Raw genomic sequence first — 20,079 nt, forward strand, 5'->3', positions numbered from 1 at the left:
TGCGGAGGGCGTGACATGGATGGCGGTTGCGGCGGCGGCGCGTGTGGCGGTGGCGGTGGACGGCGCGGCGGTGGCCAGGCTGACTTTCGCCGCACGCTGCGAACGGCGATGATGGTCAGCGCGGTGATGGGGGCGTTCTTGCTCATCGCCGCAGCCCGCACCCAGGCGGTGACGCTGTGGGCGGCGGCGCTGCTGGCTTTGAACCACGCCGCGACCTACGGCGTCAGTCTGGCGACCATGGGCCGCTCGCTGGAAACGCGGGCGCGCCTGTCTTTGCTTCAGAGCGCGGCTCTGGTTGGGGCGGTGGTCTGGGTTCTGGTGACGGCTGGGCGCGCGGTGATCGGCGCCGACGCGCCGGACGCGCCGCTGGCCAGCTTGGCCTTGCTGGTGGTGATCGGCGTCAGCCTGTCGATGGCGACCCTGCTGTTCGCCGGGCGGCGTGGAAGGCTGTCGCTGCGGTCGGTCTGGCTGTGCGCGCGCGGGGATCTGTTGCCGCAAGCCGCCGGGATGATGGGGCTGGCCGGGGTTTGGGCGCTGGCCGATGGGTGGCCGGACGCAGCGGTTGGCGCGGTGGTCGCCGCCTCGTTGTTGCCCGCCGCATGGTCTTTGGCGCGCGGGGCCTTGGGGCTGTCGCCGTCGACCGTGGGGTTGGTCCCCCGCCGCTGACGCGGCGGAGGGGGCGCTTTTCAGAGTTCCGCTATCGGGCGAGCCAGGGGGCTTCGGTCCACAGCGTGCGGAAATCATCGTCGCCCGCCTTCAACTCCATGGAAAATGTGGCGGGATCAAGAACGCGCAACGGCTGGAAGGTGTCGGCGGCGATCTTGCGGAAACCGGGATCGTTGGCGGCCTTGATGATGGCGTCCACCAACGTGGCCTTCACGTCGTCGGACAGGCCTTGAGGGGCGGCGAGGCCACGCATTGACCCCATGACGATATTGTAACCCTGCTCCTGAAAGGTGGGCACCTTGGGGGCCATCGGCGAGCGGGCGGCGGCCATCACCCCCAGCACCCGCACCGGATCCGATTGCACCCCGCGCAGCGCCTCGGCGATGTTGGTGGCCGACGCCGCTGTGTCGCCACGCAGCATGGAGCGGTAATTGTCGATGCTGGTGGTGAAGGGAATGTGCAGGAATTGCGCCTTGGATTGGCGCTGCAAAGCCAGAATGGCGAGGTGATCGTCCGACCCGACCCCGGTGGACGCGATGCTGATCTTCAGCGGATTCTCTTTGGCGTGGGCGACGAGATCGGCCAGCGTCTGATAGGGGCTGTCGTTGCGAACGATGATGACGCCGGGATCGTCGATGATGTTCACCAGCGGCGTCAGCCGATCCAGCGTGAAACGCGCCCGCCGTTCGATTGGAATCGTCTGAATGGATGGGGTGTTGATGAAGCCGATGGTGTAACCGTCGGGTTTGGCGTCCGCCAGCGCGGCAAAGCCGATTTCACCGCCAGCGCCCGGCTTGTTCGCGGTGATGACCCGGGCGCCCGGACCCAGATGCTTTTCAATGAAAGGGGCCAAACTGCGCGCCGTGATGTCGGTTTGTCCACCGACGCCATAGGCGACGATCATGGTGATGGGCCGCTCCGGGTAGTCGGCTTTGGCGTGAAACGGCAAAAGCGCCAAGGCGCTGGCCAATAGCACCAAATGACGCAGACGATCACGCATCCTCAGCCCCCCATCCCGACAGGAATAGAATTCCTATAATTTGCAGCGATTTTTACGATTATAGTCACCTGATAAAAATTTGTGCATGAAATTTAGAGGTTGTAACTGCCCCATCGGTCCCAAGCGCCCCTGTGGTGGTGCTCTCTGGGGAAATGTTCGCGTTCTTCCTGTATGCAAGAATCCGAATTTCCGGCTTTGTTCCGATTCTTGGGAATTTTCCGATCATAAGGCGTAATTTTCGGCGCCAGAGACCCCGATGAAGGCGGGGGATGGTGAATGGACTGTTGCCAATCTGACATCCGGCGCCGTTCGATTCGGGCGCGCTGCAATTTGAACGGGCCTTGACAATCCCGGCGGGGTTGTGGCGAAGTGACCTTTATGAACACGTCCTCGCTCCTCCTGTCGCGTCGTTGGTGGCGGCCCGTTTAGATCGGGTCGGCCAGAACCACGCGCGCGTTTGAGCGCACTGAACCAAAGGCCGCCCGGTGTTCCGGGGCGGCCTTTTTCGTGAGAGCGAAAAGCACAAGGGTACGAACGGGAACTCCGGGCGGCGTCTATCGCCAGAACCACCGTCCCCGGAGACGCCACCGATGTTCGCTCCCGATCTTTTTCTTGCCGATCCCCGCCATCTTGATCCGTTGAGCTTCCAGACCGGCGGCGGGCTGGTTGTGACCCGGCACAGCGCGCCGCTGCCGCCGCAGGACGCCTTGGATCCGCTGATCGCCGCCCTGGACACGCGGCGGGGGCTGCTGCTGTCCAGCGGGGTGGAGGCGCCGGGCCGTTACCGCCGCCACGCGCTGGGCTTCGTCGATCCGCCTTTGGCGGTCACGGCGCGCGGGCGGACGGTGCGAATCGACGCCCTGAACGAGCGTGGCCGGGTGTTGCTGCCCGCCCTGTTCCGCGCGCTGGATGGGCTGGACGCGCTGGTCGGGGTGGAGCAAGCGCCGGGCCGGGTCACGGCGCTGATCCGCAAGGCCGCCGCGCCGTTCCCCGAGGAGGAGCGCAGCCGTCAACCCTCGGTGTTTTCCGTGCTGCGCGCCTTGATTGGGTTGTTTTCCGCGCCGGACGACCCGTTTCTCGGCCTGTATGGCGCGTTCGGCTATGATTTGACCTTCCAGTTCGAGCCGATCCGCCTGCGGTTGGAGCGGCCCGACGACCAGCGCGATCTGGTGCTGTATTTGCCCGACGAGCTGGTCGCGCTCGATCCCGCCGCCGGGGTGGCCCGTTGTTTCCGCTACGACTTCTCGGTCGATGGCGTCAGCACGCAGGGGCTGCCCCGCAGCGGGCGCGCCCATCCCTACCGCCTTGACACCAACGCGGCGGCGGAGGCGGACCACGCGCCGGGCGAGTATCAGCGGGTGGTGGAAACCGCCAAGGCCGCCTTCCGGCGCGGCGATCTGTTCGAGGTGGTGCCCGGCCAGACCTTCGCCGAACCCTGCGCCGACAGCCCGGCCACGGTGTTCCGCCGCCTGCGCGCCGCCAACCCGGCCCCCTATGAGGCGCTGGTCAATCTGGGGCAGGGCGAGTTTCTGGTCGCCGCCAGCCCGGAAATGTATGTGCGGGTCGGGGCGGCGGGCGGCGGCGGGGCGGGGCGGGTGGAGACTTGCCCGATTTCCGGCACGGTGGCGCGCGGGGCCGACGCGCTGGGCGATTCGGCGCAAATCCTGACGCTGCTGAACTCGGCCAAGGACGCGGCGGAGTTGACCATGTGCACCGACGTGGACCGCAACGACAAGGCGCGGGTGTGCGAGCCGGGATCGGTGCGGGTGATCGGACGGCGGATGATCGAGCTGTACTCCCGTCTGATTCACACGGTCGATCACGTCGAAGGGCGGTTGCGCGGCGGCTTTGACGCGCTGGACGCCTTTCTCACCCACACCTGGGCGGTGACGGTGACGGGCGCGCCCAAGCGTTGGGCCATGCAGTTTCTGGAGGACAACGAAAAATCGCCGCGCCGCTGGTATGGCGGGGCCTTTGGCCGTCTTGGCTTCGACGGCGGCATGGACACCGGCCTGACGCTGCGCACCATCCGTATGATGGACGGAGTCGCCTTCATCCGCGCCGGGGCCACCCTGCTGGCCGACAGCGATCCCGACGCCGAGGACGCCGAATGCCGTCTGAAGGCCGCCGCCTTCCGCGACGCCGTGCGGGGAGTCGCCCCGGAAGTGCGCGCGGTCGCCAAACCGGCGGCGGCGCGGAGCGGGCAGGGCAAGCGGGTGCTTCTGGTCGATCACGACGACAGCTTCGTCCACACGCTGGGCGACTATTTCCGCCAGACCGGGGCGGTGGTGACGACGTTGCGCCATGCTCACGCGCGGGCGGCTCTGCGCGCCGATCCGCCCGATCTTCTGGTGTTGTCGCCGGGGCCGGGGCGGCCCAGCGATTTCGACGTCGCCGGAACCATGGCGGCGGCGTTGGAGTTGGGCGTGCCGGTGTTCGGCGTCTGTCTGGGGCTGCAAGGAATCGCCGAGGGCTTCGGCGGGACCTTGGACATGGCCGAGCCGATGCACGGCAAGGCGTCAACCCTGCGGACGCTGGGGGGAGGGCGGCTGTTCGACGGGTTGCCTGACCGTTTGCGGGTGGGCCGCTATCATTCTTTGGTCGCCCGCCGCGACACGCTGCCCGCCGTCTTGCAGGTGACGGCGGAAACCGCCGATGGCCGCGTCATGGCGTTGGAACACCGGAGCTTGCCGGTGGCCGCCGTGCAATTCCACCCCGAATCCATCCTGACCCTGGAGGGCGGGCATGGCTTGGCGCTGATCGGCAACGTGATGACCCGGCTGGCCGGGCGGGCGGTGGCGAAGGCGGCGTGAAACGTGGGGTGCAAGAGAAGGGGGCGCGCCGGCGCCCCTTACTCCACCATTCCCAACGCTTCCTTGTAGAGGTCGAGCAGGGCTTCCTGCTCCTGCCGGTCGGCCTTGTCCATTTTGCGCAGACGGATGATCTGGCGGATGATCTTGGTGTCGAAGCCGGTGCCTTTGGCTTCGGCGTAGACCTCCTTGACGTCCTCTTGCAGGCCCTTCTTTTCCTCTTCCAGGCGCTCGATGCGCTCGACAAAGGATTTCAGACGGTCCGCCGCAATGCCGCCGACATCGGACATGGAAACCTCACCACAAGAAAGAGAACATTTGGGAACGGGGCGGGACGATATCGGCGGGCGGCGGGAATGGCAAGCGGGCGATTCCGTCGGGCCGCCGGGCGTTGTGGATGGGTGAGCGATTGGCGGCCTGCGGCGCGGCGTCACGCCGCGTGGCGGGTTTCGGTGGAGCAATAGAACAGCGGGTTCATGTGTTGCCCGGTTTCTTGTTTCTTCAGAAACAATGATACTTACGGACAAGGCCGCCATTCTCTTTGTTGCGACGCGGTGAATTGGCTGGTAGTACCATCACAGTGTTTGACTTCACAAGGTCAGACAAATCCGGCATGTGTACGGACGGTCAATGCCGATATCCAGGAATCGGCGTGTTCGAGGCAGGGGAGTTGGACATAATGAAAGTCGCCATACCCAAGGAGCGACGTGAGGGTGAACGCCGCGTCGCGGCGTCGCCGGAGACGGTGAAGAAGCTGAAGGCGCTCGGGCTTGAGGTGATCGTGGAAAGCGGGGCCGGTCTCGGCTCCAGCCTGCCCGACGCCCTGTTCGAGGCCGCCGGCGCCGCCATCGCCGCCGACGCGGCGTCGGCGCTGAACGACGCCGACATCGTGCTGAAGGTGCAGCGTCCGCTCCTTTCGGGGGAAGGGTCGGACGGGGTTGACGAGCTGGCGTTGCTGAAAAAAGGCGCGCTGCTGTTCGCCATCCTGAACCCGTACAACAGCCGCGATCATGTGAAGGCCTACGCCGCCGCTGGCGTCAACGCCTTCGCCATGGAATTCATGCCGCGCATCACCCGCGCGCAGGTGATGGACGTCCTGTCCTCCCAGGCCAACCTCGCCGGTTACAAGGCGGTGGTGGACGCGGCGGGGGAATATGGCCGCGCCTTTCCGATGATGATGACCGCCGCCGGCACGGTTCCGCCCGCGCGCGTCTTCATCATGGGCGTCGGCGTCGCCGGTTTGCAGGCCATCGCCACCGCCAAGCGCCTCGGCGCCATCGTCTCGGCCACCGACGTGCGCCCGGCGGTGAAGGAACAGGTGCAGTCGCTCGGCGGCAGCTTCGTCGCGGTCGAGAATGACGAGTTCAAGCAGGCGGAAACCGCTGGCGGTTACGCCAAGGAGATGAGCGACGACTACAAGCGCCAACAGGCGGCGCTGGTGGCCGAGCACATCAAGAAGCAGGACATCGTCATCACGACCGCGCTGATTCCGGGCCGCAAGGCCCCGATCCTGGTGACGGCGGAGCATGTCGCCTCGATGAAGCCGGGGTCGGTCCTCATCGATCTGGCGGTGGAGCAGGGCGGCAACGTCGAAGGCTCCAAGCTGGGCGAGACGGTCGTGACCGCCAACGGCGTCAAGATCGTCGGCCACGCCAACTACCCCAGCCGCATCGCCGAATCCGCCTCGCTGCTCTACGCCAAGAACCTGCTGGCTCTGCTGACGGCGCTGAACGACAAGGACAAGGGCGTCGCCATCAACTGGGACGACGAGATTGTGAAGGCCATCGCGCTGACCCGCGACGGCGCCGTCATCCATCCCGCCTTCACCGGCTGACCAGGACGCTCCAGGAGAGACATCAATGGATCAGACCCAACTGACCGCCCGCATCGCCGAGTTGAAGGCAAATCTGGCGGCGCTTGGCCAGCAGGCCGACCTGTTGGCCGCCCAGGTCGCCAGCGCGGCGCAGCCCGCCGCTGACGCCGCCGGTGGTCACGGCAACTTTTTCGTCACCGGCTTGACCGTTCTCGTGCTGGCTTGCTTCGTCGGCTATTATGTGGTGTGGCGCGTCACGCCCGCCCTGCATTCGCCGCTGATGGCCGTCACCAACGCCGTCTCGTCGGTCATCATCGTCGGCGCGCTGGTCGCCGCCGGTCCCGGCGGCTTCGGCTTTTCCAAGCTGCTTGGCTTCCTGGCCGTCATCCTGGCCAGCGTCAACATCTTCGGCGGCTTCCTGGTGACGCAGCGCATGCTCTCCATGTTCAAGAAGAAGGGCAAGTAAGACCATGGAAACCTTGTCCGCTCTTCTCTATCTGGTCGCGTCGATCTGCTTCATCATGGCGTTGCGCGGCCTGTCCAGCCCGGAAACCTCGCGTCAGGGCAACATCTACGGCATGGTCGGCATGACCATCGCCATCCTGACCACGCTGGCCTCGCCCATCGTCCAATCCTATTGGCTGATCGTGCTGGGCATCGCCATCGGCGGGGCCATCGGCTACGTCGTCGCCAAGAAGATCGAGATGACGGCGCTGCCGCAACTCGTCGCCGCCTTCCACTCGCTGGTTGGTCTGGCCGCCGTCTTCGTGGCGCTCGCCGCCTTCTACTCGCCGGAGGCCTACGGCATCGGTTCCGCCGGGGCCATCGCCAAGGGGTCGTTGATCGAAATGGCGCTCGGCACCGCCGTCGGCGCGATCACCTTCACCGGCTCCATCGTCGCCTTCGCCAAGCTGCAAGGGCTGGTGACGGGCAAGCCGCTGGTCTTCCCGATGCAGCATCCGCTGAACGCGGCGCTGGGCGTGCTGAGCGTGCTGTTGATCGTCTGGCTGGTCCAGTCGAACTCGACCGCCGCCATGTGGCTCATCATCATCGTGGCGCTGGCGCTGGGCTTCCTGCTGATCCTGCCGATCGGCGGGGCCGACATGCCGGTCGTCATTTCGATGCTGAACAGCTATTCGGGTTGGGCGGCTTGCGGCATCGGCTTCACCCTGCAAAACAACCTGCTCATCATCACCGGCGCGCTGGTGGGATCGTCGGGCGCGATTCTGTCCTACATCATGTGCAAGGGCATGAACCGCTCGATCTTCAACGTCATCCTCGGCGGCTTTGGCGGCGAGGCGGCGGGCGCGGCGGCGGCGGGCGGCGGCGGCGGACCGCAGGGTTCGGTCAAGGCCGGTTCGCCGGAAGACGCGGCGTACATCATGAAGAACGCCCAGTCGGTCATCATCGTGCCGGGCTATGGCATGGCCGTCGCTCAGGCGCAGCACGCCTTGCGCGAAATGGCCGACGTGCTCAAGCATGAGGGCGTTTCGGTCAAATACGCCATCCACCCCGTCGCGGGCCGCATGCCCGGCCACATGAACGTGCTGCTGGCCGAAGCCAACGTCCCCTATGACGAGGTGTTCGAGCTGGAGGACATCAACCGCGAGTTCGGCACGGCGGACGTCGCCTTCGTCATCGGCGCCAACGACGTGACCAACCCGGCGGCGAAGACGGATCCGTCCAGCCCGATCTACGGCATGCCGATTTTGGACGTGGAAAAGGCCAAGACGGTCTTCTTCATCAAGCGCGGCATGGCCGCCGGTTACGCCGGCGTCGAAAACGAGCTGTTCTTCCGCCCCAACACCATGATGCTGTTCGGCGACGCCAAGAAAGTCACCGAAGAGGTCGTCAAGGCGATGGAAGCCTGACAGGGCTTCTCCGTCGGACGAAATTTGCCGGAACAGGCGCGAGGGGTTAGGCTCCTCGCGCCTTTTTTGCGTCAGAAACCAACCCACTGGGAGTTTTCAACCATGCCCGCCTATGTGATCGCCGACGTCCGCGTCACCGACAGCGTCGCCTACGAGCGTTACAAGACGCTGACGCCGAACGCCATCGCCAAGAATGGCGGGCGTTTTCTGAGCCGGGGCGGCCAAACCGAGGTGCTGGAAGGCGGTTGGCAGCCGGGCCGCGTGGTGATTCTGGAGTTTCCCGACTACGCCGCCGCCAAGGCCTTTTACGACAGCCCGGAATATCGCGAGGCGCGGGAGGCGCGCAAGGACGCCGCCGATTTCACGATGATCGTCGTGGATGGGCTGTGAAAGCGGGCGGGCCGTGAGGCCGCGCGGTTACGTTCGGTTACACAAAGCCGCCCATCGGGACACACACGGGACACATCGCTCCGTTAGAGCTTGAGGTCTTGCAACGGCCCGGCGGAACGGCTCCGCCGGGTCGGCCCTCAAGCGGAGCCGCCGATCATGGACGATATCGAAGAGACGACGCCCGCCGACATGCAGATCAGCCTGTGGACCCGCGTGATGTGCTGTGTTCTGCTGTTCGGCCTGTGGCTGTGCGCCACCTCGATCTTTTTGCTGACCGAGGTGTGAGCGCAGCCAAGCCCGGTCAGCCTTACGCGCTGGTGGTCGCAGGTTTTTTGACGCCGAAGCAATGCTCCGGGCCGGGGAAGCTGCGGGCGCGGACGTCGGCGGCGTAGCTTGCGACCGCCTGGGTGACGGTGTCGGCCAATTCGGCGTAGCGCTTGACGAATTTCGGCTGGAACTGGCCGAACAACCCCAACATGTCGTCCGTCACCAGCACCTGGCCGTCGCAGGCGGGCGAGCCGCCGATGCCGATGGTCGGGACCGCGACCTCTTCGGTGATGCGGCGGGCCAGCGGCTCCATGATCGCTTCCAGCACCAGGGAGAAGGCCCCGGCCTCGGCGATGGCGTGGGCGTCGGCGACGATTCGCTCCGCCGCCGCCGGATCGCGACCCAACGCCTTGTAACCGCCCAGCGTGTTGACCGATTGCGGGGTCAGCCCGACATGCCCCATCACCGGGATGCCGCGCGCGGTCAGGAAGGCCACCGTTTCGGCCATCTCCAACCCGCCTTCCAGCTTCACCGCCTGCGCGCCGGTTTCCTGCATCACGCGGGCTGAGGCGCGGAAGGCCGCCTGCGGGCTTTCCTGGTAGCAGCCAAAGGGCAGGTCGACGACGACGCAGGCCTGTTCGGACGCGCGGACCACGGCGGCCCCATGGGCGATCATCATGTCGAGCGAGACCGGCAGCGTGCTGTCCAGCCCATAGACCACCATGCCCAGCGAGTCGCCGACCAGCAGCAGATCGACATGCTGGTCGAGCAGGCGGGCCATCGGGGCGGTGTAGGCGGTCAGGCAGACGATCGGCTCGCCGCCCTTGCGGGCGCGCAGGTCGGGGGTGGACACACGGGTGATCGACTTCGAGGCGCTCATGACGACCCTTCCGGCGGCAAGGGGGATGGCGGGGATGTTGGGAGTGGCTGCGGCGTATGCCCCCTCCCTAACCCTCCCCCGCTTGCGCGGGAGAGGGGACGATCATCGTTTCGGGCATCGTTTCGGGCGCTTGCTCCCTCTCCCGCGTCAGCGGGGGAGGGCTGGGGAGGGGGCGTCAAGGCGACCGCTCGCCGCAACGAGACCACTCCAGGGCACCCAAACAAAACTCCAGACACACCAAAACCGCCCACGCGAAACTTCACGGGACGGTCCAGGTGCAAGACACAAAGGGGTCTTGGGCGCGCCGAAGCACGCCCATAATCGCAGGCGTCCTGACGACGCCCGTCGATCAATAGCCCTCGCGTTCCATCCGCTTGCGGAGAAGCTTCCGGGTGCGGCGAACCGCCTCCGCCTTCTCGCGAGCGCGCTTTTCCGAGGGCTTCTCGTAATTGCGGCGCAGCTTCATTTCACGGAAAATACCCTCGCGCTGCATCTTCTTCTTGAGCGCGCGGAGGGCCTGATCGACGTTGTTGTCTCGGACCAGAACTTGCACGTTAACCGTCACCCTTCCAAGTGAGTCATGTTGCAACTAAGCAACAGACAGGCATGCGCGGCGGGCGCACCCCTTGTGTGGATCAGTGTGTAGCACGCTGTCGCGGCCTTGTGAAGAGGACTCTTTGCCGATGCGGCAAGGTCGCCGCGCAGACGCCGGACAGCAGGGGCGGCGCCGCCATTGGGCCGCCACTGGGCCGCCTTGGCTGGTTGATTGGGCTTATCTGTCCTCTGTTCATGCCGTTTCTGCCGTGTGGACCAAGATGACGATGTTTTCATCGCCCGACTCCGCGAAACAGTTGCCGGACGCGCGTCGTCTCCCAGATAATAGGGCATGGCCTTGTTGATGATCGCCCAGATGGGCAACCCTGTGCTGCGCGCGGCGGCGCGTCCGGTCGCCGACCCGACCGACCCGGACATCGCGCGGCTCGCCGCCGACATGATTGAGACGATGATGGACGCGCCCGGCGTTGGTCTGGCCGCGCCGCAGGTGGGCGAGTCTCTTCGGATGATCGTCTTCCGCGTTCCGCCCGACCGATCCGGCGGAGAGGCGATCCCGCCCACCGTCCTCATCAACCCGGTGATCGAACCGTTGGACGGCGAGACGGCGTTGGGGCTGGAGGGCTGCCTGTCGATTCCGGTTCTGCGCGGGCTGGTTCCGCGCTTCACCCGCATCCGCTACAGCGGGGTGGGGCTGGACGGCGCGCCGATCAGCCGGGTAGCCGAGGGATTCCACGCCCGAGTCGTGCAGCATGAAACCGATCATCTCGACGGTCATCTCTACATCGACCGCGTCGCCGACACGCGCCACCTCGCCACCGTCGAGGAAAGCCATCACCTCACCGACGCCCTGAAGGGGGCGGGAGACCGCGAATGACCATCGACCAGTTGCGCGACGCGCTTTTGTTGGCGACCCTGCCCAACGTCGCTTTTGATGGCTGGAGCCTTCAGGCCCTGCGCGACGGCGCCGATCAGGCCGGGCTGGACTCCACGGCCCTGCTGCGCGCCTTCCCCGATGGCGTCGCCGACGCGGTCGCCCATTTCAGCGCCTGGACCGACGCCGAAACCCTGGCGCGACTCGACGCCCAGCCGCTCGACGCCCTGAAGGTGCGCGAAAAGATCGCGCTGGCCGTCCGCACCCATTTCGAGGTGCTGGAGCCGCACCGCGAGGCCAAGCGGCGGCAATTGTCCTATCTGGCGATGCCGCAGAATGTCGGGTTGGGCCTGAAGCTGCTCTACGCCACCGTCGATTCGCTGTGGTTCGCGGCGGGGGACACGGCGACCGACTACAACCATTACACCAAGCGGGCGTTGCTGGCCGCCGTGGTCAGCTCCGCCACCTTCTATTGGCTGGACGACCAGTCGGACGACCACGCCGAGACCTGGGCCTTTGTGGACCGCCGTCTGGCCGATGTGATGAGCGTCGGCAAGGCGACGGCCTCGCTGGGCAAGCTGGGCGCGCTGCTGTCGCACCTGCCAAGCCCGGTGCGCTTCGCCCGCCAGATCCGCCAGCGCAGCGGTTCCGCCGGAATCGACGCGACGACGTTGAACCGCACCGAAGCGGTGTGAGGGGAACGGCGGCGTCCCGTTCGGCCTTCATTCCGACGCCGGAGCCGCCTTCGTCTTTTTTGTGTTCTTTCGCTTGGCCGCCGCCGTTTTGGCCGCCGCCGCGCGCAACGCCGCCTCCAGGGCGGGGCGCGCCCAATCCAACAATTCGTCGGGGTCGTCCAGCGCCGAGTCGGGCGGCGGGTAGTAGGAGAGCGTCACCGGCTTGTCGGCCATCGGGCGAAACGGCTCCAACCCCAACGCTTCGTAAGAAGCCCGGTTGCCGTCATCGACCTTGAAATAGAGACTGTCGTCGGCCACCAGCGCGAAGGAAAAGCCGTCGCAGGTGATTCCGTAACCGCCAAACATGCGGCGCGCCCGCAAGTCGCCAAGCCGGGACAACGTCGCGCAGACGTCGGTCACGAACTCGCTTGGCGGGCGGGCGGCCATCAGGCGGGGGTTACTTTTTGCGGAAGGCGTCCAGGGTCACGACTTCGCCGCGCTTCGGCTCGTCGTCGGAATCGCTGGGCTTGGCCTCGTCCTTGCGTTCGGCCACGGTCGGGCGGGTCGGGATCGCCGCGATCTCCGCCGATTCGGCGGGGACCACCGGTTGGAATTGCAGGGCGAAATTCACCGACGGGTCGGCGAAGGTGGTGATCGCGCCGAACGGGATGACCAGACGTTCGTGCACGTTGTTGAAGCTCAGCGTCACCTCGAAATGATCGTCGTGAATCTCCAGTCCGTAATATTGGAACTGAAGAACGATGGTCATTTCGTTGGGGTATTGCGCGGCGAGATAGCTGGGGATGTCGACCCCCGGATAACCGCTGCGGAACGTCACATAGAAATGGTGGTTGCCGGGCAGCCCACGCTCGGCCACTTCGGTCAAGGCTTCGCGAACGACGCCGCGCAACGCGGACTCGACCATCCGGTCGTAACGAAGCTGCTCTTTCGGCATGCTTGGGCTGGTCCCTGACAATCGCGTGAGCGAAACAACGATGATGGTGAAGTGTGGGCCTTCTGTTGCTAGGCGGCCCACGGCCCCACCCTCAGGCGCTAACCATCGGGGATTTAGGTTTAGGCCACCAGCCGCCGTTAGGCAGCGAGGCGAGCCTGAGCAACGTTGTCATTGGCAACTTTGCAAATGGCCCGATAACGGCGGAACCATGCCGAGCGAAAACCATGCCTTTACCACGCGTGTCGATCCTGTTTCGCCCCCAACGACCCCGGCCAATGACACCGGAAGATGGTTGGTGGAGGCGCCGGGTACCGCCCCCGGGTCCACAACGCTTATTCCACAAGGCGTTTATCGCCATAGTCGGCAAGCCGACGATTGGGAATATAGGGGGTCGCGCCCGGCAATGGAAGTGTTTGAGTCGCAACTGGCGCGAATGAGAGGGCTGCGTCGCCTTGCGGCTGGAATTGGCCGGTCATCGCGCGTTAGAGTGCGCGCCATCGAAGCCCCTGGAGTCACCATGCCGATCACGCCCGAGCAGCGCGACGAAATTGATCGCCTGCGCGCCGTCACCGCCACCACCCGCCGCGCCACCGTTCCGGCGCTGGAAGAGATTCTGTACCAGCCGGTCGAGCTGCTCGACCATGGCTTTGTCCGGGTTGTCGATTATATGGGCGACGACGCCGCCGTCGTGCAGGCCGCCCGCGTGTCCTACGGCAAGGGCACCAAGAAGGTCAGCGAAGACGCCGGTCTCATCAAATATCTGATGCGCCACCGCCACTCGACCCCGTTCGAGATGTGCGAGATCAAGTTTCACGTCAAGCTGCCGATCTTCGTCGCCCGCCAGTGGATCCGCCACCGCACGGCCAACGTGAACGAATATTCGGCGCGCTATTCGATCCTGGACCGGGAGTTCTACGTTCCCGCCCCCGACCAGTTGGGCGCGCAGGCCGTCATCAACCGCCAGGGCCGGGGCGACGTGCTGGAAGGCGACGAGGCGGCGGCGGTGCTCAAGCTGCTGCGCGACGATTCCGAACGCGCCTACAGCCATTATGAAGAGCTGCTGAACCAGCGCGAAGACGGCACGGTCATCGACGAGTCCCGCCAGGGGCTGGCGCGGGAATTGGCGCGGATGAACCTGCCGCTGAACTATTACACCCAGTGGTATTGGAAGGTTGACCTTCACAATCTTTTGCATTTCCTGTCGCTGCGCGCCGACAGTCACGCCCAGTATGAGATTCGCGTCTACGCCGACGCGATGCTCGACATCGTCCGCCGCTGGGTTCCGGCGGTCTATGAGTCCTTCACCGAATACCGCCAGGGCGGCGGCCATCTGTCGCGCACCGGGCTGGACGTGGTGAAACGTCTGCTGGCGGGAGAGCCGGTGACGCAGGACAACAGCGGCCTGTCCAAGCGCGAATGGCGCGAGTTGATGGACCAGTTGGGCCGTCCCGAAGCCTAACCACTCACCCGAAACGCCCACACCGAGCAAGGATTGCCGCCATGACGCCCGATCAGGCCGAGGGCTTTCACCGCCAAGGTCTGATCGCGGCGCAGGCGGGCCGCCTGGACGAGGCGCTCGACCTCATCGCCCAAGCCATCACGGCGAACCCCGGCGTCGCCGCCTGGTGGGCGAATTATGGGCTGGTGCTGGAGAGCAAGGGGGACGCGCTGGGCGCCGTGCAGGCCTACGCCGGGGCGTTGAACCTGGATGGCGGTCTGGCGTTGGCCATGGATGGGCTGCTGGCGATGGCGCAGGGCCTGCGCGACGCCAACCGGGCCGATCTGGCGGAGGGTTGCTACCGCCGCGCGCTGGCGCTCGACCCCGCCGCCGTGACGGCGACGGCCAACGCCGGGGTGCTGCTGCGGGCGCAGGGGCGGCGCGACGAGGCGGCGCTTCTCTACCACCGGGCGGCGGCGCTGGAGCCGGACAATTGGATTCACCCCTACAATCTGGGCAACGCGCTGGCCGAACTGGATCGGCTGGGCGCGGCGGAAGCGGCATACCGGGCGGCGCTGGTCCGTGACCCGGCGCGGGCCGAGGCGCTGGCCAACCGCGCCACCCGCGCGTTGGCGCTTCAGGGGCGGTTGGGCGAGGCTCTGGTCGCCGTCGAACGCGCCCTGCGCCTGCACCCCGGCGCCGATTCGCTGCACACGGCGCGGCTCTATCTGATGCAGTTCGATCCGGCCCGCAGCATGGCGCAGATCGCCCAGGCCCACGCCGATTGGGGCGCGCGCTATCCCGACCGTCTCGCGGCCTCGGTCGCGCCCCCGGCGCCGAAGCTGCGCGTCGGCTACGTCTCCCCCGATTTCCGCGCCCACCCGGTCGGCTTTTTCCTGGAGCCGGTGCTGGCGGCCCATGACCGCGACTCGGTCGAGGTGGTGTGCTACGCCAACACCGCCAACCCCGATTGGAAGACGGAGCGCCTGCGGGTGCTGGCCGATGGTTGGGTGTGGACGGCGGGCCTGAGCGACGCGGAGCTGACCGCCCGCATCCGCGCCGACAACATCCACATCTTGGTCGATCTGGCCGGGCACACCTTCGGCAACCGGCTGGGGGTGTTCGCCCAGCGCGCCGCCCCCGTTCAGGCGACCTGGGCGGGCTATGTCGGCACCACCGGCCTTCCGGCGATGGATTACCTGATTTCCGACGGCCGCCAAAGCCCGCCGGGGGCCGACGGCTGGGCGATCGAGGGCATCGTCCGCATGCCCGACGCCTATGTGCCATGGGGACCGCCCGAGGACGCGCCGCCGGTGGCCCCGCCGCCCATGCGGACCAACGGCTTTCCCACCTTCGGCTCGTTGAACGCGCTGCCCAAGCTGAACCCGGCGGTCGCCGCCCTGTGGTCGCGGCTGCTGGCCGCCGTGCCGGACGCCCGGCTGCTGCTGCGCGCGCCCGGCCTGGACGATCCCGAGCAGCGGGCGCGGGCGCTCGCCCTGTTCGCCGACGCCGGGGCCGATCCGGCGCGGATCCTGTTGCGCGGCGGCGCGCCGCACCGGGAGTTTCTGGGCGGTTATAGTGAAATCGACGTGGCGCTCGACCCCTTCCCCTATTCGGGCGGGCTGACGACGCTGGAGGCGCTGTGGATGGGCGTGCCGGTGGTGACGCTGGGGGGCGACCGTTTTTGCGCCCGCCACGCGGTGACGCATCTGACCTCCGCCGGTCTGTCGGCGCTGGCGGTGGACGGCGAGGCCGCTTACGTCGCCATGGCCGCCGCCCTGGTCTCCGACTCCGACGGGCTGGCCGATCTGCGGGCGGGCTTGCGCGACCGGCTGCGCGCCTCCCCGGCGCTGGACGGCGTTCGCTTCACCCGCGCCCTGGAGGCGGCCTTCGCCGCCATGTGGAGCCGCGCGGCGGCGGGGCAGGGGCGGGCCTCCTTCGCGTTGAATTTCGACTGACGAGATCGCTTCTAAGGCGCTTCAGGAACCACGATAGAGGTGGTTTAGCCAAAATTTATTTCTTAAAATTTACGAAAAATTTGATCTGTGGATTTGTTGCGTTATCTGGCGTCTCCTCAAGAAAATCATCTGTTGATGGGGTGACTTCGGAATGACGCGGCTGTCGATCAAAGCGCTGATGACCCTTTTTGCTCTGACTCTTCCTGTGGCGGTTCTGCTCAATATTTTGGCATTTTGGAACGTACGCTTGGCGCGGGATGAGGTTTCTCAGGCGGTGAACGCCCGCTACGAGTCCTATCTTTTGGCTGATGAGTTGCGCCAAAGTTCCGATGACTTGACCCGCCTGGCTCGTACTTACGTCGTGACGGGCGACTCACGGTATGAAGACCAGTATTGGGCGGTTCTGGACATCCGCAACGGCAAGAAGCCCCGCCCGGTGGAGTATCAGCGCATCTACTGGGACTTCGTTGCCGCTGGAACCGCCAAGCCGCGCGCCGACGGCGTGACCGTTCCCTTGCAGGAGTTGATGACCCGCGCGGGCTTCACCGAGGCGGAGTTCGCCAAGCTCAAACAAGCGCAAGCCAATTCCGACGGGCTGGTGAAGACCGAAACCATCGCCATGAACGCCGTCAAGGGGCTGTTTGACGATGGAACCGGCAAGTTCACGCGCAAGGGGCCGCCCGATCTGGAACTGGCGCGCAAACTGATGCATTCGCCGGAATACCACGCCTTCAAGGCCAACATCATGGCCCCGGTGGATGAGTTCTATGTGCTGCTGAACGCGCGCACGACCACCGCCATCGCCCAGGCCGAAGCGCGCGAGGCGGGGGCCACCCAGTTGTTTCTGGGCATGCTGGGGGTTCTCGCGCTGGTCATTCTGGGCGTGCTGTGGACGCTGTTCCGTCGCGTGCTGGCCCCGTTGGGCAGCCTGAAAGACGCGATGAACGCCTTGAGCGAGGGCAAGACCACGGTGACGATTCCGGGTCTGGAGAAAGCCGACGAGATCGGCGCGATGGCGCGGGCGACGCGCACCTTCCAAACCGCGATGGACGAGGCTGTGCATCTGCGGGAAGCCCAGGTGCGAAGCGAACGGACGGCGGCCGACCAGCGCCGCGTCCTGATGAACGGTTTGGCGCAGAGCTTCGAGTCGGAGGTGGCGCAAACCGTGTCGGCGGTCGCCCATTCGTCGGTGGCGATGAAGACGGCGGCGCAAGCGATGTCCGCCATGTCCGAACAGGTGGTGTCGCAATCCTCTCAGGTGGCGTCGGCGTCGCAGGACGCGGCGTCGAACGTGGAAACGGTGGCCGCCGCCGCCGACGAACTGGCTCAATCGGTGGCCGAGATCGACCGTCAGGTGTCGGAATCGACCCAGATCGCCCGCAGCGCGGTGGAGGAGGCGGCCAACACCGACGTCATCATGAAGGCGCTGGCCGAATCGGCCTCGCGCATCGGGCAGGTGATCGCGCTCATCAACAACATCGCCAGCCAGACCAACCTGTTGGCGCTGAACGCCACCATCGAGGCGGCGCGGGCGGGGGAGGCGGGCAAGGGCTTCGCCGTCGTCGCCAACGAGGTGAAGAGCTTGGCGAACCAGACGGCCAAGGCCACCGAGGACATCGGGGCGCAGGTGTCGGCGGTGCAGACCGAAAGCGCGCGGGCCGATCAGGCGATTCGCCAGATGGTCACGGTGATCGGACGGATCGACGAGATTTCCGGCTCCATCGCCGCCGCTGTCCGCCAGCAGGGGCAGGCCACCAGCCGGATCGCCGGGAATGTCGAACGCGCGGCGCGCGGCACGGCGGCGATGTCGGCGGCCATCGGCAACGTGACCGCCGCCGCCCAGGAGGCCGGGGCGACGACGCAAACCGTGCTGGACACCGCCAACCGGCTGTCGGGCGAATCCAGCGCCTTGCAAACCGCCATGGGGCGTTTCCTGGGGCAGATCCGCAACGCATGAGCTGATGGGCCGGGGGCGTCGCCTTGCGGCGCCCCCCTTCTCCCCCTCGGGGGGCTGGATGCACACATCTTCGGTTTAGGCAACTCATTGGAAGAAAAAGAACTTTTCTCCGTCATTCCCGCGAAGGCGGGAATCCAGACTTACCCATAGGGTTCGTCTGGCAAACTCTGGATCCCCGCCTGCGCGGGGATGACGGAAAATTCGTTTATTTCAATTATTAGTTGCAGAAAGAAAAAGATGTGTGAATACTGTAGCCCTCGGGGGGCTGGCTGGCGTGGCTCAGCCGATCAACAGGCTGTCGTCGCTGATTTCTTCGCCGCCGCGCTGCTTGGCGAACAGGGCCAGCAGATGCGGCACGTCCAGACCGGCGCGGGTGGTTCCCGCCACGTCCAGAACGACGCGCCCCTCGTGCAGCATCAGCGTGCGGTCGCCGTAATCCAGCGCCTGGCGCATCGAATGCGTGACCATCAGCGTGGTCAGCCGGTTTTCCCGCACGATGCGCCGGGTCAGGTCCAGGACGAAATCGGCGGTGGCGGGGTCGAGCGCCGCCGTGTGCTCGTCCAGCAGCAGGATTTTTGATCCGGCCAGCGTCGCCATCAACAGGCTGACCGCCTGCCGTTGCCCGCCCGACAGCAGGCCCATGCGGTCGTGCAGGCGGTTTTCCAGGCCAAGCCCCAACGCGGCGATGCGGTCGCGAAAGCCGCCGCGCCGCTCCGACGCCAAAGCCAGCGCCAAACCGCGACGACGACCGCGCGCGGCGGCCAGCGCCATGTTCTCCTCAATGGTCAGGGTGGCGCAGCTTCCCGCCAGCGGATCCTGAAAGACGCGGGCGACCAGCCCCGCCCGTTTGGGCGTGTCCCAGCGGGTGACGTCGCGCTCGTCGATGACGATGCGGCCCTGTTCGGCCAGCACGTCGCCCGCCAGCGCGCCGAGAAAGGTTGATTTTCCCGCCCCGTTGGATCCGATGACGGTGACGAACTGCCCCTCGGGAATCGTCAGGCCGATTCCGCGCAGCGCGTGCTTTTCCAGCGGCGTGCCGCGCCCGAAGGTGACGTGGATGTCCTTGACGACGATCATCGGGCGGCCCTCGCGCTGCGGGATTTGCCCTTCAAGCGGGGCAGGATCAAGGCGACCGCGACCAGCAGGGCGGTGACGAGGTTGAGGTCGGAGGCTTGCAGGCCGATGACGTCCGCCGTCAGCGCCAGTTGCACCGCCAGCCGGTAGAGGATCGACCCGGCGACGCAGCCGACCAGCGTCAGCAGCAGCGCGCGGGCGGGCAGCACCGTTTCGCCGACGATGACGGCGGCCAAGCCGACCACGATGGTGCCGATGCCGGTGGTGACGTCGGCGAAGCCGTTGGTTTGGGCGAACAGCGCCCCCGCCAGCCCGCACAGGCCGTTGGACAGCGCGATGCCGCTGTAGATGTGGGCGTCGGTGTTGACGCCCTGGGCGCGCGCCATCCGGGCGTTGACGCCGGTGGCGCGCATCGCCAAGCCGAACTCGCTGGACAGGAACCGCGCCAACAGCAGCACGACCACCCCGACGATGACCAGCACCACCAACGGGCGCACGATGTGATCGGGCAGGCCCAGCCCATAGAAGGGCGTCAGAACCGTGTCCTGCATCAGCAGCGCCACGTTGGGCCGCCCCATCACCCGCAGATTGACCGAGAACAGGGCGATCATCGTCAAAATGCTGGCCAGCAGATGCAGGATCTTGAAGCGCACGTTCAACAGCGCCGTGACCAGCCCCGCCGCCGCCCCGGCCAGCCCGGCGGCCAGACTGGCCAGCCACGGGTTGACCCCGGAAATCAACAGCACGGCGCAGACGGCGGCCCCCAGCGGGAAGCTGCCGTCAACGGTCAGGTCGGGAAAATCCAGGATGCGAAAGGACAAAAAGACGCCAACGGCGACCAGCGCGTAGACAAGGCCGATCTCGATGGCGCCGAACAGGGCGATGTCGCTCATGGGGAAC

General features: G+C 66.3%; 20 protein-coding genes and 1 other RNA gene. 12 read left to right on the forward strand and 9 right to left on the reverse strand.

What is annotated here, in order from left to right; translation table 11 throughout:
* Positions 1-15 precede the first annotated feature (15 nt).
* Positions 16-666 carry a hypothetical protein gene (locus ACODS4_RS20325; protein ID WP_488866910.1) on the forward strand — a complete coding sequence of 217 codons (651 nt, stop codon included), beginning with the start codon at positions 16-18 and terminating at the stop codon, positions 664-666.
* A gap of 31 nt (positions 667-697) precedes the next feature.
* On the opposite strand, the gene ACODS4_RS20330 is transcribed toward ACODS4_RS20325, so the two are convergent.
* Positions 698-1,666, reverse strand: a complete 969-nt coding sequence (locus tag ACODS4_RS20330) for a tripartite tricarboxylate transporter substrate binding protein (protein ID WP_488866912.1) — start codon at positions 1,664-1,666, stop codon at positions 698-700.
* Between the two features lie 590 nt (positions 1,667-2,256).
* Here ACODS4_RS20330 and ACODS4_RS20335 point away from each other — a divergent pair.
* Positions 2,257-4,479, forward strand: a complete 2,223-nt coding sequence (locus tag ACODS4_RS20335) for an anthranilate synthase (protein ID WP_488866914.1) — start codon at positions 2,257-2,259, stop codon at positions 4,477-4,479.
* A 38-nt stretch (positions 4,480-4,517) separates the two neighbouring features.
* Here the strand turns inward: ACODS4_RS20335 and ACODS4_RS20340 are convergent, their stop codons facing one another.
* Positions 4,518-4,766 carry a DUF2312 domain-containing protein gene (locus tag ACODS4_RS20340; RefSeq protein WP_119832366.1) on the reverse strand — a complete coding sequence of 83 codons (249 nt, stop codon included), beginning with the start codon at positions 4,764-4,766 and terminating at the stop codon, positions 4,518-4,520.
* Between the two features lie 389 nt (positions 4,767-5,155).
* Between ACODS4_RS20340 and ACODS4_RS20345 the strand changes: the two genes are divergently transcribed.
* The 5 genes from ACODS4_RS20345 (at position 5,156) to ACODS4_RS20365 (ending at position 8,835) form a co-directional block, all read left to right on the forward strand.
* Positions 5,156-6,310, forward strand: a complete 1,155-nt coding sequence (locus ACODS4_RS20345) for a Re/Si-specific NAD(P)(+) transhydrogenase subunit alpha (RefSeq protein ID WP_488866917.1) — start codon at positions 5,156-5,158, stop codon at positions 6,308-6,310.
* 25 nt (positions 6,311-6,335) lie between these two features.
* A complete protein-coding gene (locus ACODS4_RS20350) occupies positions 6,336-6,755 on the forward strand; it encodes an NAD(P) transhydrogenase subunit alpha part 2 (protein WP_488866919.1) in 420 nt (139 codons plus the stop codon).
* A gap of 4 nt (positions 6,756-6,759) precedes the next feature.
* Positions 6,760-8,160 carry an NAD(P)(+) transhydrogenase (Re/Si-specific) subunit beta gene (locus ACODS4_RS20355; RefSeq protein WP_488866921.1) on the forward strand — a complete coding sequence of 467 codons (1,401 nt, stop codon included), beginning with the start codon at positions 6,760-6,762 and terminating at the stop codon, positions 8,158-8,160.
* 102 nt (positions 8,161-8,262) lie between these two features.
* Complete coding sequence (locus tag ACODS4_RS20360) at positions 8,263-8,550, forward strand: DUF1330 domain-containing protein (protein ID WP_488866923.1); 288 nt, start codon at positions 8,263-8,265, stop codon at positions 8,548-8,550.
* Positions 8,551-8,706: 156 nt separating this feature from the next.
* Complete coding sequence (locus tag ACODS4_RS20365) at positions 8,707-8,835, forward strand: hypothetical protein (RefSeq protein WP_488866925.1); 129 nt, start codon at positions 8,707-8,709, stop codon at positions 8,833-8,835.
* A 22-nt stretch (positions 8,836-8,857) separates the two neighbouring features.
* Here ACODS4_RS20365 and panB read toward each other — a convergent pair whose 3' ends face one another.
* Both panB and rpsU read right to left on the reverse strand, forming a co-directional pair.
* Positions 8,858-9,697: a 3-methyl-2-oxobutanoate hydroxymethyltransferase gene (gene panB, locus ACODS4_RS20370; protein ID WP_488866927.1), complete on the reverse strand. Its 840-nt coding sequence runs from the start codon at positions 9,695-9,697 to the stop codon at positions 8,858-8,860.
* Positions 9,698-10,046: 349 nt separating this feature from the next.
* On the reverse strand, positions 10,047-10,250 hold the full coding sequence (gene rpsU, locus ACODS4_RS20375; protein WP_012974546.1) for a 30S ribosomal protein S21: 204 nt from the start codon (positions 10,248-10,250) through the stop codon (positions 10,047-10,049).
* A 333-nt stretch (positions 10,251-10,583) separates the two neighbouring features.
* Here rpsU and def point away from each other — a divergent pair, with 333 nt between their 5' ends.
* Positions 10,584-11,126, forward strand: a complete 543-nt coding sequence (gene def / locus ACODS4_RS20380; protein WP_488866929.1) for a peptide deformylase — start codon at positions 10,584-10,586, stop codon at positions 11,124-11,126.
* A complete protein-coding gene (locus tag ACODS4_RS20385) occupies positions 11,123-11,818 on the forward strand; it encodes a COQ9 family protein (RefSeq protein WP_488866931.1) in 696 nt (231 codons plus the stop codon). The genes def and ACODS4_RS20385 overlap by 4 nt, the downstream gene beginning before the upstream one ends.
* Positions 11,819-11,845: 27 nt before the next feature.
* Here the strand turns inward: ACODS4_RS20385 and ACODS4_RS20390 are convergent, their stop codons facing one another.
* The 3 genes from ACODS4_RS20390 to ssrA all read right to left on the reverse strand — a co-directional run bounded on the left by ACODS4_RS20390 (position 11,846) and on the right by ssrA (position 13,165).
* The gene (locus ACODS4_RS20390) at positions 11,846-12,244 is read right to left on the reverse strand and encodes a TfoX/Sxy family protein (RefSeq protein ID WP_488866933.1); all 399 of its coding nucleotides are present in this window, start codon (positions 12,242-12,244) and stop codon (positions 11,846-11,848) included.
* Positions 12,245-12,254: 10 nt separating this feature from the next.
* Positions 12,255-12,752, reverse strand: coding sequence for an SspB family protein (locus tag ACODS4_RS20395; RefSeq protein WP_488866935.1), 498 nt, complete (start codon positions 12,750-12,752; stop codon positions 12,255-12,257).
* A 50-nt stretch (positions 12,753-12,802) separates the two neighbouring features.
* Positions 12,803-13,165, reverse strand: a transfer-messenger RNA (tmRNA) gene (gene ssrA / locus ACODS4_RS20400).
* 104 nt (positions 13,166-13,269) lie between these two features.
* Between ssrA and thyX the strand changes: the two genes are divergently transcribed.
* From thyX to ACODS4_RS20415, 3 genes are all read left to right on the forward strand, one after another.
* A complete protein-coding gene (gene thyX / locus ACODS4_RS20405) occupies positions 13,270-14,211 on the forward strand; it encodes an FAD-dependent thymidylate synthase (RefSeq protein WP_488866937.1) in 942 nt (313 codons plus the stop codon).
* A gap of 41 nt (positions 14,212-14,252) precedes the next feature.
* Positions 14,253-16,148: an O-linked N-acetylglucosamine transferase, SPINDLY family protein gene (locus ACODS4_RS20410; protein WP_488866939.1), complete on the forward strand. Its 1,896-nt coding sequence runs from the start codon at positions 14,253-14,255 to the stop codon at positions 16,146-16,148.
* Positions 16,149-16,395: 247 nt separating this feature from the next.
* Positions 16,396-18,105: a methyl-accepting chemotaxis protein gene (locus tag ACODS4_RS20415; RefSeq protein ID WP_488866941.1), complete on the forward strand. Its 1,710-nt coding sequence runs from the start codon at positions 16,396-16,398 to the stop codon at positions 18,103-18,105.
* 279 nt (positions 18,106-18,384) lie between these two features.
* On the opposite strand, the gene ACODS4_RS20420 is transcribed toward ACODS4_RS20415, so the two are convergent.
* Both ACODS4_RS20420 and ACODS4_RS20425 read right to left on the reverse strand, forming a co-directional pair.
* On the reverse strand, positions 18,385-19,182 hold the full coding sequence (locus tag ACODS4_RS20420; protein WP_488866943.1) for an ABC transporter ATP-binding protein: 798 nt from the start codon (positions 19,180-19,182) through the stop codon (positions 18,385-18,387).
* The gene (locus ACODS4_RS20425) at positions 19,179-20,072 is read right to left on the reverse strand and encodes an ABC transporter permease (RefSeq protein ID WP_488866945.1); all 894 of its coding nucleotides are present in this window, start codon (positions 20,070-20,072) and stop codon (positions 19,179-19,181) included. The genes ACODS4_RS20420 and ACODS4_RS20425 overlap by 4 nt, the downstream gene beginning before the upstream one ends.
* Positions 20,073-20,079 lie beyond the last annotated feature (7 nt).

Source organism: Azospirillum sp. FG154, from assembly GCF_057809575.1.